This is a genomic window from Curtobacterium ammoniigenes NBRC 101786 (genome assembly GCF_001571045.1).
GTDB lineage: Bacteria > Actinomycetota > Actinomycetes > Actinomycetales > Microbacteriaceae > Curtobacterium > Curtobacterium ammoniigenes.
In genome coordinates, this window is the sequence record NZ_BCSV01000001.1 from 305,255 (window position 1) to 317,456 (window position 12,202).

Annotated in this window: 10 protein-coding genes; 7 read left to right on the top strand and 3 right to left on the bottom strand. The window is 67.1% G+C overall.

Translation table 11 applies throughout. The features are described from left to right. Positions 1-79 precede the first annotated feature (79 nt). Together CAM01S_RS01370 and CAM01S_RS01375 are read left to right on the top strand one after the other, a co-directional pair. Positions 80-1,612 (top strand): ABC transporter permease, encoded by a 1,533-nt coding sequence (locus CAM01S_RS01370; protein WP_066515113.1) that lies wholly within the window; start codon positions 80-82, stop codon positions 1,610-1,612. Next, positions 1,609-2,739 (top strand): ABC transporter permease, encoded by a 1,131-nt coding sequence (locus tag CAM01S_RS01375; RefSeq protein ID WP_083527621.1) that lies wholly within the window; start codon positions 1,609-1,611, stop codon positions 2,737-2,739. The genes CAM01S_RS01370 and CAM01S_RS01375 overlap by 4 nt, the downstream gene beginning before the upstream one ends. A gap of 26 nt (positions 2,740-2,765) precedes the next feature. Here CAM01S_RS01375 and CAM01S_RS01380 read toward each other — a convergent pair whose 3' ends face one another. Continuing rightward, entirely contained in the window at positions 2,766-3,380 is a 615-nt protein-coding gene (locus CAM01S_RS01380) for a PH domain-containing protein (protein ID WP_066515115.1), read from the bottom strand. Between the two features lie 45 nt (positions 3,381-3,425). Here CAM01S_RS01380 and CAM01S_RS01385 point away from each other — a divergent pair, with 45 nt between their 5' ends. Beyond that, positions 3,426-5,096 carry a dipeptide ABC transporter ATP-binding protein gene (locus CAM01S_RS01385; RefSeq protein WP_157071337.1) on the top strand — a complete coding sequence of 557 codons (1,671 nt, stop codon included), beginning with the start codon at positions 3,426-3,428 and terminating at the stop codon, positions 5,094-5,096. 76 nt (positions 5,097-5,172) lie between these two features. Here CAM01S_RS01385 and CAM01S_RS01390 read toward each other — a convergent pair whose 3' ends face one another. Together CAM01S_RS01390 and CAM01S_RS01395 are read right to left on the bottom strand one after the other, a co-directional pair. Next, positions 5,173-5,754, bottom strand: a complete 582-nt coding sequence (locus CAM01S_RS01390) for a hypothetical protein (RefSeq protein ID WP_066515120.1) — start codon at positions 5,752-5,754, stop codon at positions 5,173-5,175. Further along, positions 5,751-6,575, bottom strand: coding sequence for a CPBP family intramembrane glutamic endopeptidase (locus tag CAM01S_RS01395; protein ID WP_083527622.1), 825 nt, complete (start codon positions 6,573-6,575; stop codon positions 5,751-5,753). Before CAM01S_RS01395 ends, CAM01S_RS01390 begins: the two co-directional genes overlap by 4 nt. A gap of 110 nt (positions 6,576-6,685) precedes the next feature. Between CAM01S_RS01395 and typA the strand changes: the two genes are divergently transcribed. The 4 genes from typA (at position 6,686) to CAM01S_RS01415 (ending at position 12,195) form a co-directional block, all read left to right on the top strand. Beyond that, positions 6,686-8,596: a translational GTPase TypA gene (typA, locus tag CAM01S_RS01400; protein WP_066515122.1), complete on the top strand. Its 1,911-nt coding sequence runs from the start codon at positions 6,686-6,688 to the stop codon at positions 8,594-8,596. A 123-nt stretch (positions 8,597-8,719) separates the two neighbouring features. Beyond that, entirely contained in the window at positions 8,720-9,907 is a 1,188-nt protein-coding gene (locus CAM01S_RS01405; RefSeq protein WP_066516665.1) for an amidohydrolase, read from the top strand. Positions 9,908-9,938: 31 nt separating this feature from the next. Beyond that, complete coding sequence (locus CAM01S_RS01410; protein WP_083527623.1) at positions 9,939-11,630, top strand: CocE/NonD family hydrolase; 1,692 nt, start codon at positions 9,939-9,941, stop codon at positions 11,628-11,630. A 25-nt stretch (positions 11,631-11,655) separates the two neighbouring features. Continuing rightward, entirely contained in the window at positions 11,656-12,195 is a 540-nt protein-coding gene (locus CAM01S_RS01415; protein WP_066515128.1) for a hypothetical protein, read from the top strand. Positions 12,196-12,202 lie beyond the last annotated feature (7 nt).

Here is a 12,202-nt window from a genome sequence, read left to right on the forward strand (position 1 = left end):
ACGTTTTGACGGTTGGCCAGACGATTCCGGACACGATCCGACTCGCTTCCGGCCAACCCGACCTGAGAAAGGCCCGTACATGGTCGCATTCCTCACCAGAAGGTTCCTCGCCTCGCTGGTCGTGCTGGCGGTCGCGTCGTACATCGTCTACGTGCTCACCTGCTACTCCGGCAACCCATTGCAGGATCTGCTCGAGTCCCACGCCCGCAACAAGGCGGAGCTGATCGCGCAGCGGACGCAACTGCTCCACCTCGACGTCACACCGTTCCTGCGGTACTTCATCTGGCTCGGCGGCATCCTCCAGGTGTTCATCGGACACTTCACCCTGGGTGACACCATTCAGGGGCAGGCGGTCACGACACAGCTGAGCAGTGCGATGTGGTCGACGCTCCAGCTCGTGACGACGGCGTCGCTCATCGCCATCATCTTCGGCGTGATCATCGGCGTGACCACTGCACTGCGGCAGTACACGTCGTACGACTACGGAGCGACCTTCCTGTCGTTCCTCTTCTTCTCGTTGCCGATCTTCTGGCTCGCCGTCATGCTCAAGCAGTACGTCGCGATCGGCTTCAACAACTTCCTCGCGAGTCCGACGATCGGCCCGATCACGGTGATCGTGCTCGCGCTGGTGTCCGGCATCGTCTGGCTCGGGATCATCGGCGGGAACGCCAGGCGGCGGCTCATCGTGTTCGTTGTCGCGGCAGTCGTGACGGGTGGCATCCTCGAGATCCTGTCGGTGACCGGCTGGTTCGACAATCCAGGCCTCGGCATCGGCATGGTGGGCATCATCGGCATCGGGTTCGCATTCCTGGTCACAGCGCTGTCGACCGGACTCGAGAACCGCAAGGCGCTCTACGCCTCCCTCGGCGCAGCCGTGCTCGGCATCATCCTCTACTACCCCCTCCAATACGTGCTCCCGTACATGAGCCTCTGGCTCGCGATCGTGCTGCTCCTCGCCGCGATCGGCGTCGGCGTGTTCATCGGCTGGGCCTTCGGCGGTCATGACCGCTGGATCTCCGGACGAACGGCAGGGATCACCGCGCTCCTGGTCGCGCTGACGATCGCCCTCGACCGCTACATGCAGGCATGGTCGGTCTACGCCAACAGCGCGTCCGCGAACGGTCGTCCCATCGCGACGATCGGCTCGGTGACCCCGGGTCTCAGCGGCGACTTCTGGATCACCGGCATCGACCACTTCACGCATCTGCTGCTCCCGACACTCGCGCTGATGCTCGCCTCGTTGGCGAGCTACAGCCGGTACGCCCGCGCGAGCATGCTCGACGTGATGAACCAGGACTATATCCGCACCGCGCGGTCGAAGGGTCTGACCGAGCGCACGGTGGTCGTTCGCCACGCATTCCGCAACGCACTCATCCCGATCGTCACGATCATCACGCTCGATTTCGGCGCGCTGATCGGTGGGGCGATCGTGACCGAGACCGTCTTCAACTGGCAGGGCATGGGGGCGCTCTTCCAGAACGCCATCAACGTGACCGATGTCAACACGGTCATGGGCGTGTTCCTCGTCACGGGTATCGCCGCGATCATCTTCAATGCGGTCGCCGATGCCATCTACTCCGCTCTCGATCCACGAATCCGGGTTTCCGCATGACCGACGCTCAGAACCAGGACGCATTGCGGCAAGAGCCGCTGCCGCGCAACACCGCCACGATCCCCGGCGACCACGTCGACCAGGAGGTCGATCTCGAGGGCACCGCGCAGCTCGAGTCCGAGAACACCTCGATCGAGCTGAAAGAGGTCGAGGGCCTCAGCCAGGGACGGATCATCTTCCGCCGCTTCGTGCGGCACAAGGGCGCCATGATCTCGCTCGTGGTGCTCGTGTTCGTGATCGTTCTCGCCTTCAGCTCTGAGGGCATCGACGCGCTCGGCTTCCACCTCCATGGCTGGTGGCCCTACAACTACGACCAGATCCTGCCGATCGTCAACGGCACGGCGCCGACGCTGCAGGTCTGGCCGTTCCACCTCGGCCAGCACCCCTTCGGGCAGGACGAGGTCGGGCGCGACGTGTTCGCGGAGGTCATGCGCGGTATTCAGCAGTCGATCATGATCGTCGTCGTCATCGGCATCGTCTCCACCGCGATCGGATCGATCATCGGCGCGGTGGCCGGATACTTCGGCGGCCGCATCGACGCGCTCCTCATGCGATTCACGGACATGGTGATCATCGTCCCGCTGATCCTGCTCGCCGCGATCGTCGGCCACCTCGCCTCGGGCTCCGGATCATTCGTCCTGGCGCTGATCCTCGGCCTGCTGCTCTGGACGTCGCTCGCACGACTGGTGCGTGGCGAGGTGCTCGCGCTTCGCGAACGCGAGTTCGTGGACGCGGCGAAGGTCGCCGGCGCGTCGAGCATGCGGATCATGTTCAAGCACATCCTGCCGAACGCGGCCGGTGTGATCATCGTCTCGGCGACGCTGACGATGGCCGCCGCGATCCTCCTCGAAGCCGCGCTGAGCTACCTCGGACTCGGCGTGCAGCCGCCGGACGTCTCGCTCGGTTCGCTGATGAACCTCTACCAGAACGCCTTCCAGACGCGCCCGTGGCTCTTCTGGTGGACCGGTATCTTCATCATCGTCATCGCGCTCACCATCAACTTCATCGGCGATGGCCTCCGGGATGCGTTCGACCCGCGGCAGCGGCGCATGCTGAACCGGAAGGCCAAGGCGGCGCAGTCGGCGGCCCGCGAGAAGCCGGCAACCGCAACCGAGCCCACCGCGTGATGTCTGCGACGAACGCCGGCACCGTGTCAGAGCAGGGCACCTGCCAGTGTGGCTGCGGCGAGGACCGCCAAGACGATCAGTCGCGTGCGGTACCAGGTCGTCTCGACTCCGCTGCCTTCGACGGCGCCGGAGTCGAGATGCCCCGCGGCGCGGAGCTGCTCCCAGTACTGACGGACGCGGAGCGCGGCGAGGCCCGAGTCGGAACTCGGCAGGTCGCCGATGCCCACGCTGTTCCCGGGACCATAGGTGGTCTTGGGGAGGTTGCGGAGGTCCTGCCGGGTCGCGCGGAAGGTCGTGAGGCGGCTGGGGCCGGGAGCGGACCACGCTCCGAACCGACGACCTCCGACGGTTCGGATCGTGAGCGTGTACTTCGTGTCGACGCTCGCGACGGCAGGCCAGCTGATTCGGACGGCTCTGGCGATGTTCTGAAGCCGCACGCCGGTCGCGTCGATCTGCACTGCGGGTGCCCAGAAGAGCATCCAGCAGCCGAACGCCGCGAGCAGGAACGCCGGGATGAACCGAACGGCGTTCAGAACGTCACCCTGTCCGATCAGGGAACCGATAGCTACGACAATGATCGCCCACACGATGAAGCACAGAACAAGGCCGAATCGTGGGCGGAGTACGACAGGCTCGCTCACCGGTCAATGGTGGCATAAGGCCCTGGTGAAAGGATTCCAGACCCAATGAGCATGACCACGATGGAGGCGGGCACTCCCGTCCTCAAGATCGACGGTCTCGGCGTCGACTTCTGGGTGGACGGCACCTGGTACCCGGCAGCCATCGACCTCAAGTACGACGTGATGCCCGGTGAAGTCCTGGCGATCGTCGGCGAGTCCGGCTCGGGCAAGAGCTCCAGCTCGATGGCGCTCCTCGGCCTGTTGCCGCCGAATGGCCGCGTGCACGGCACGATCGAGTTCGCCGGCCGCGACATCAGCAGCATCTCGGCGTCAGCGCTGCGGAAGCTCCGCGGCGAGGACATCGCCGTCATCTTCCAGGAGCCGATGACCGCGCTGAACCCGGTGTACACGGTCGGGTTCCAGATCATCGAGATGCTGCGCGTCCACAAGGCGATGCCGCCGATGGATGCCCGCGAGCGCGCCATCGAGCTGCTTCGTCTCGTCGAGATGCCGTCGCCCGAGACGACCGTCGACAAGTACCCGCATCAGCTCTCCGGCGGCCAGCGTCAGCGCGGCATGATCGCGATGGCGCTGGCCTGCGACCCGAAGCTGCTGATCGCCGACGAGCCGACGACCGCCCTCGACGTCACGGTGCAGGCCGAGATCCTCGACCTGCTGCGCGCGCTGCGCACCAAGGTCGATGCCGCGATCGTGCTCATCACCCACGACATGGGCGTCGTCGCGGACATCGCCGACAAGATCGTCGTGATGAAGGACGGCCGCATCGTCGAGTCGGGTGAGATCGTCGAGGTGTTCGAGGACGCGAAGCACCCCTACACGCGTCAACTGCTTGCGGCCGTGCCGCGGCCGAATCTCGACCCGCTGCCGGCCGGCGCTCCGATCGCCGAGCGCAAGAGCGGAGAGCCGGTCCTGAAGTTCGAGGACGTCGTCATCGAGTACCCGAAGCGCGGTCGGGTCCCCGCCTTCCGAGCGGTCGATGGCGTGACGTTCGACATTCTCCCCGGCGAAGTCGTCGGCCTCGTCGGCGAGTCCGGTTCCGGCAAGAGCACGATCGGGCGCGCCGCGGTCGGTCTGCTCCCCGTGCACTCAGGCCTGCTGTCGATCAACGGCGCCGACATGCGCGGCATGAACGCGAAGCGCCTGCGTGAGATGCGCCGTCACACCGGCATCGTCTTCCAGGACCCGGGATCCTCGCTGAACCCGCGTATCCCGATCGGTGAGAGCATCGGCGAGCCGATCCTCCTCGCCAAGGAGGCGAAGGGTCGCGATCTCGACCGCCGCGTCGAGACGCTCCTCGACGAGGTCGAGCTCCCGCGTTCGTTCCGGAACCGCTACCCGCACGAGCTGTCCGGCGGACAGCGGCAGCGCGTCGGCATCGCGCGCGCGCTCGCCCTCCGGCCGCCGCTCCTCATCGCCGACGAACCGACCTCGGCGCTCGATGTATCCGTGCAGGCGCGGTTCCTCGAGCTGCTGCAGGCACTCCAGCAGGAGCTGCAGTTCGCGTGCCTGTTCATCACCCACGACCTCGGCGTCGTGGACGTGCTCGCGCACCGAATCGTCGTGATGAACCACGGCAAGCTCGTCGAGCAGGGCACGACCGACGAAGTCCTCCGCAACCCGAAGGACCCGTACACGCAGCGCCTGATCTCGGCAGTCCCGCTCCCCGACCCTCGTCTGCAGCGCGAACGTCGCGAACGTCGGGCGGCGCACGTCTAATCGCATCGCGCGCGAGCAGGCGCGTCGAACCGTCCCGAGTGCGTGCACCGGTCCACATGCGGCCCGGTGCACGCACTCAGATCCGGGCGCCGAGCACCGATGCGAGCAGCCCGAGCACGACGAGCAGCGCGACGGTCCAACCATGCACGCGTGTGGTGATGGGCGCCGGAACCACCGTGGCCGGAGGTGGCCCGTCCTCCTCGATCACCGGTGGAATCCGGTCGCGGATACGCTCCGCCGCCTCCGCGACCGTGAGTCGGCGTGCGCCGATCGCCAGGCGGGAGGAGCGCGCCGGCGCGACCCACGCGCGCCGCAGCCCCTCGGATGTCTCGATCTCGATGCCGTAGCGGTCACGCACACCCTGGACGCGCCTCCAGGCCATCGTCGTCGTCCGACGCACGTCGGCGATGACGAGTGCGTCGTCAGCGCACCGGATGTGGGGACGCCAGAGGACGAACCACGCGAACGCCGTGAGGAACGTGGACGGCCCGAGCGCGAACAGCACCGCCGCCGGTCCTCGGGTGAGCGCGGCGACCGGCAGCAGGAGGATCGCTACCAGCCAGAGGAACCCGGCGAGCCTCCGCATCGACGGGGAGACGATGACCAGGTCGTCCGTGCGCTGCCGCTCGGAGTGCGGCGAAGAGTCGGGGATCGTCATGCGAACAGGTGGGGGAACGCGTGGGCGACGACCGGATATCCGACGAAGACGACGGCATCGAGCAGGCAGTGCGTGATCACGAGGGGGAGGAGTCGACCCCACCGCGTGTAGATCCACCCGAAGGCGATGCCCATGACCGCGTTCCCGATGAAGGCGCCATACCCCTGGTACAGGTGGTAGCTTCCGCGGAGGATCGCCGCTGACACGATGATCGTCCACCGGCTCCACCCGAGGCGCGCCAGCCGCTCATAGAGGTAGCCGACGACGATGAACTCCTCCTGCATGCCGGCGCGGACCGCGGAGAGCAGGAGCACGGGGATCGACCACCAGTAGGAGCCGAGCGCACTCGGATCGACGTTGACAGTGATGCCGATCGCGCGGCCGAGGAAATACAGGCCGATGCCGGGGATTCCGATGCACGCCGCGATGAGGAGCGGTGCGCCGATGTCGGGCTTCGGCCGGAAGCGGTCGATCCCGAGACGCTGCAGGTGCGGTCGAGCCGGCGACCACAGCAGGTAGCAGACGAGTGCCACCGGTGCGAGATCGGTCGCGATCCCGAGCAACTGGTTGACGAGGTCGATGTACTCGAAGCGCGAGGTCGACGTGTTCAGCGCCGTCGACTGCTGCGAGAGCGGCGTGGTCTGCAGTGAGTCGCTGATGATCTGCACGATCGAGTAGAGCGCGCTCGCGCCGAGCGAGAGCAGCAGCACGATGACGACTTCCCAGCCGATGCGCACCCGAAGGCTGCGGCGCCGATCGACCGGCAGTGTCGGTGTCGATTCGGAGGCCCGTGGTCGCGTCGCACTCCCGCGTTGGCTCATCGTTCCTTCCCGGTCACAGGGCACCGGTAGACTGGCGTGTCGGAATCGCCGGCCCATGCGCGCCGGTCTCGTCCGCAATCATCCCCTACCCCCCTCAAAGGAAGTCCTGTATGGCGCTCGCCACCCGGTCCGACCTGCGCAACGTCGCAATCGTGGCACACGTGGACCACGGCAAGACCACCCTGGTCGACGCCATGCTCACCCAGACCAATTCGTTCGACGCCCACTTCGAGGCCGACGACCGAATGATGGACTCCAATGAGTTGGAGCGCGAAAAGGGCATCACGATCCTCGCGAAGAACACGGCGATCCGGTACGCGGGCCTCCACGCGACGGACGGCCCGATCACCATCAACGTGATCGACACCCCGGGCCACGCCGACTTCGGCGGCGAGGTCGAGCGCGGCCTCTCGATGGTCGACGGCGTCGTCCTGCTCGTCGACGCGTCCGAGGGGCCGCTGCCGCAGACGCGATTCGTGCTGCGCAAGGCGCTCGCAGCGAAGCTCCCCGTGATCCTGCTCGTCAACAAGACCGACCGGCCCGACTCGCGCATCGACGAGGTCGTGTCCGAGACGCAGGATCTGCTGCTCGGCCTGGCGTCCGATCTTTCGGACGAGGTCGACGACCTCGACCTCGACGCGATCCTCGACGTTCCGGTGGTGTATGCGTCCGGTCGCGCCGGCGCGGCCAGCCGTACCAAGCCCGCGGACGGGTCGCTGCCCGACAACGACGACCTCGAACCGCTGTTCGAGGCGATCCTGCAGCATGTGCCGGCGCCCACCTACGACGACGCGCACCCACTCCAGGCGCACGTCACCAACCTCGACGCCTCACCGTTCCTCGGTCGGCTCGCGCTGCTCCGTATCTTCCACGGCACGATGAAGAAGGGGCAGACCGTCGCCTGGGTCAAGCACGACGGATCGGTGCAGAACGCCCGCATCACCGAGCTCCTCATGACCCGAGCGCTCGACCGCTACCCGGCGGAGTCCGCCGGACCGGGCGACATCGTCGCCGTCGCCGGGTTCGAGGACATCACCATCGGCGAGACCCTCACCGATCCCGACGACGTCCGGCCGCTGCCGATCATCAAGGTCGACGACCCCGCCATCTCCATGGTCATCGGGACGAACACCTCGCCGCTCGTGGGGAAGGTCAAGGGGCACAAGCTGACGGCCCGCATGGTGAAAGACCGTCTCGATCGCGAGCTCGTCGGGAACGTGTCGATCCAGGTCCGCGACATCGGTCGTCCCGATGCGTGGGAGGTCCAGGGCCGTGGTGAACTCGCGCTCGCGATCCTCGTCGAACAGATGCGCCGTGAGGGATTCGAACTCACCGTCGGCAAGCCGCAGGTCGTCACGCGTCGTGACGAGAACGGCAAGCTTCTCGAGCCCTACGAGCACCTGACGATCGACACGCCGGAGGAGCACCTCGGCGCGATCACGCAGCTCATGGCCGCGCGCAAGGGTCGCATGGAGAACATGACGAACCACGGCACCGGCTGGATCCGGATGGAGTTCATCGTCCCGTCGCGCGGGCTCATCGGCTTCCGCACCTCGTTCCTCACGGAAACCCGCGGCACGGGTATCGCGAACGCGATCTCGCACGGATACGGCGAGTGGGCCGGTGCCATCACGACCCGAACGACGGGGTCGATCGTCGCCGACCGGTCGGGCGTGGCGACGCCGTTCGCGATCACGAACCTGCAGGAGCGGATGACGTTCTTCGTCAAGCCGACCGAAGAGGTGTACGAGGGCATGGTCATCGGCGAGAACTCCCGGCCCGACGACATGGACGTGAACATCACGAAAGAGAAGAAGCTCACGAACATGCGGTCGTCGACGGCCGACACCTTCGAGTCGATGACGCCCCCGCGGGAGCTCTCGCTCGAGGAGTGCCTGGAATTCGCGCGCGAGGACGAGTGTGTCGAGGTCACGCCGGACGCGGTCCGCATCCGGAAGGTCGAGCTCGACGCGCAGTCGCGGGCTCGTGCGGCGGCCCGACTCAAGCGTCAGGACGCATAGCAGTCCTGTTCCCGTTCCTCCGGGCGGCGGTCGCCAGTTTCCACCGGCGTCCGCCGCTCGCTTCTGTCCACAGAGGGCAGGACGGGCCTCGTCGCCATGCGTATCGGCGGCTACGGTGAACGCATGACCCTGGAACTGCTCGACATCTATCAGGACCTGCACCGTCACCCGGAACTCGCGTTCCACGAGCGCCGGACCGCGCAGGTCATCGCCGACCGCCTCTCGGATCTCGGTGTCGACCCGATCACGGGCGTCGGCGGGACCGGGGTGCTCGGGGTCATCGCAAACGGCGACGGTCCCGTGGTCTGGTTGCGGGCCGACATCGACGGCCTTCCGGTCCAGGAGCGCACCGGCCTGGCGTATGCGAGCGAGCATCGGGTGATCGACGCGGACGGCAACGAGACGCAGACGATGCACGCGTGTGGACACGACATGCACATCACATGGCTGCTCGGCGCGCTCGAGCGGCTCCTCGCCAGCCGGGATGCGTGGGCCGGAACCGTCGTCGCGATCTTCCAGCCGGCGGAAGAAGTGATCGGTGGCGCCCGGGCCATGGTTGAGGACGGCCTACTCGACCGCGTCCCGCGCCCGGATATCGTGCTCGGACAGCACAGCGCTCCCGCTCCCGTCGGAATGATCGGCGTCGGATTCGGGCCCGTGATGTCCGCGAGTGACCGGATGCGTGTCACGTTCCACGGCCGCGGAGGCCATGGTTCGGCACCGCACACCACGCTCGACCCGATCGTGGCGGCTGCGTCCGCCGTGGTCCGCCTGCAGACGGTGGTGTCGCGGGAAATCGCGCCGACGGAACCCGCGGTTGTGACCATCGGCACCTTCCATGCCGGGACACGCGGCAACATCATTCCGGACGACGCGACCATCGAGATCAGCACCCGTGCGCGGAGCGAGGGGGTTCGTGCACAGATTCTCGCAGCCATCGAGCGCATCGTCGGGGCCGAAGCCGCCGCAGGCGGCCTGCCCGCGCCAGAGATCACGCGCGAGCCCGGCGCCGACGTGCTCGTCAACGATCCGGCAGCCGCCGAGCGCGTGCTCCGCGCGCTGGGCTCCGGCGCTGTCCGGCTCGAGAACGCGCACGGTCTCGTCATGGCAAGCGAAGACGTCGGCCAGCTGGCGACCGCAGCGGAAGCGCCGATCGTCTACTGGTTCACGGGGACCACCGACCCCGCCGTGTTCCAGCGCGGCGAAGAGCCGCCGAGCAACCACTCACCGTTCTACGCACCGCTCGCGGAACCGTCCATTCCGGTCGGCGTGGAGGCGCTCGTCTCCGCTGCTCGCGAATTCCTCGACTAACAGAGCCCCGCGTTTCGGCTGAGGCCCATTCATGAGCGTCCCACCGATCCGCGGCCTGATGCGCCGCGTCCAGACTGCGATTCGTCCTCGGGTGCACGTCACACCGGCCCCCAACGACGTCAACGTTGCGTGGAACGTCCCGGTGCGCCTCCGCGACGGAGTCACGCTCCGCATGAACGTCTTTCGGCCGCAGACGGACGAGCCGGTCCCCGTCATCATGTCGGCGCACCCGTACAACAAGGATGCGATCCCAGCCGCAACCCGGAGCGGTCGCGGTCTCAATTTCCAATTCCGGCTCTTTCCGCAGCCGGACCCCATCACGATCTCGGAATGGACCTCCTGGGAGGCGCCCGATCCCGTCGTGTGGGTCCGGCGAGGATACGCGGTGGTGAACGCCGACCTCCGGGGCGGAGGCCGCGCAGAAGGGTCCTCGTCGCTGTTCTCCGACGAGGAGGCGGCCGACTACGCCGAGCTGATCAGGTGGGCTGGTACGCAGCCATGGTCGAACGGTCGGGTCGGACTCCTCGGCGTCTCGTACCTTGCGATCAGCCAGTACAAGGTCGCCGCCCTGCGTCCACCGCACCTTGCCGCAATCTGCCCATGGGAGGGGTTCACCGACATCTACCGTGACTTTCTCCGACCCGGCGGCATCCGAGAGGACGGATTCGCGATCATCTGGAGCGCGCTGTCGCGGAGGCTCGCCCGAGTGAACGACGACCTGCGCCAGGAGCAGGTGCACCGAGTCACGCGCGATCAGTGGTACGAGGAGCGAACGCCCGACCTCGGCGCGATACGCGTGCCGATGCTCGTCTGCGGATCATTCTCCGACCACAACCTGCACACCCGCGGGTCATTTGAGGCATTCCGCCGTGCTGGCTCCGAGCAGAAGTGGCTCGTCACCCACCGTGACGGCAAATGGTCGACCTTCACCAGCGCCGACGCCCAGCGCACACAGGCCGCGTTCTTCGATCACTTCCTCCGGGGCATCGACAACGGGTGGGAGGCCCGCTCGCCTGTCCGAATTCGGGTCACCGATGCGCACCGGAAGCCCGCCGCGATCTATGACCGAGCCGATTGGCCGCCGGAGGACGCCACGGAGCGGCGGCTGCATCTGGACGTGACAACGGGCCTCCTCGTCGATCGCCCGGTCACAGCGCCCGGCCGCCGGATTTGGCGCACGCACGGGCCCGGGCTGCAATTCCGATGGGTGGTGGATTCGACGCTCGACGTCGTCGGGAGCGCTTGGCTCCGCCTCTGGGTCGAGGCGATCGACACCACAGACGTGTCCCTGTTCGTCGCGATGCGGAAGCTCCGGGACGGGCGCGAGATCACGTTCGAGGGGTCATTCGGCTACTCGGGCGACCCGATAACCGCGGGCTGGCAACGCGCGGGCTTCCACAAACTCGACACCGATCTCTCCACGTCGACACAGCCTGTGCACACGTACCGGACGCTGCAACCACTCGTTCCCGGGACGCCGATTCCCGTCGATGTCGCACTGCTCCCGCATGCCACTCGGCTTCGTTCTGGCGACGTCATCGAGCTCGACATCCGCGGCACATGGCCGCAGCCGCGGAACCCCGTCACGGGCCAGTTCCCGTCCGGCTACGAACCATCGCCGTCCGGTTCGATTGCGCTGCACAGCGGGGGCGAGCACGGGTCGAGCCTCCTGTTCACCACGATGCGATGCGGTGATTCACAGCAGGCTTCCGTCGGTCTTTGACGTTCGTTCGATTAGTGTTCCCGCGATGCGTTCCCCGATCCGACCTCTGCTCGCTGCCTCCGCGGGTCTCCTCATGCTGGGCGCGCTGAGCGGATGCGCCGGCGCTGCCAAGCAGGCGAGCGACCTCGGATCCGCTGTCGCCTCCAACGTCGCGAACGGGGTGTCGAGCATCTCCGGCGGCGCGATCCAGCGCGGAATGGCCAGCCTCGCCGGAGGGATCGACGGAGCGCTGAGCAACGCGCTGCAGGGCGCGAAGATCCTGTCGAACGGCATGCTTCCGCCCGGATACCCCACCAGCGCGGTGCCCCTGGTGGACGGCGAAGTGCTCGGCGGCGGCTCCGGACCGAATCAGAGCGGCTGGGTCGTGCAAGTACGCGTCGCTTCGTTGAACCAGTTCGCGGACGCCACGCACCTGCTGGGCAATGCCGGGTTCTCGACAACCGTCAGCCACCAGGACGGCGTCAGCGCCTTCGGGCTGTTCGAGGCCACCCACTATCGCGCGGTCGTGCTCTTCTCCAAAGGATCCACAGGCATCACCGCCACCTACATCGTCACCACGAAATAGGTCGATA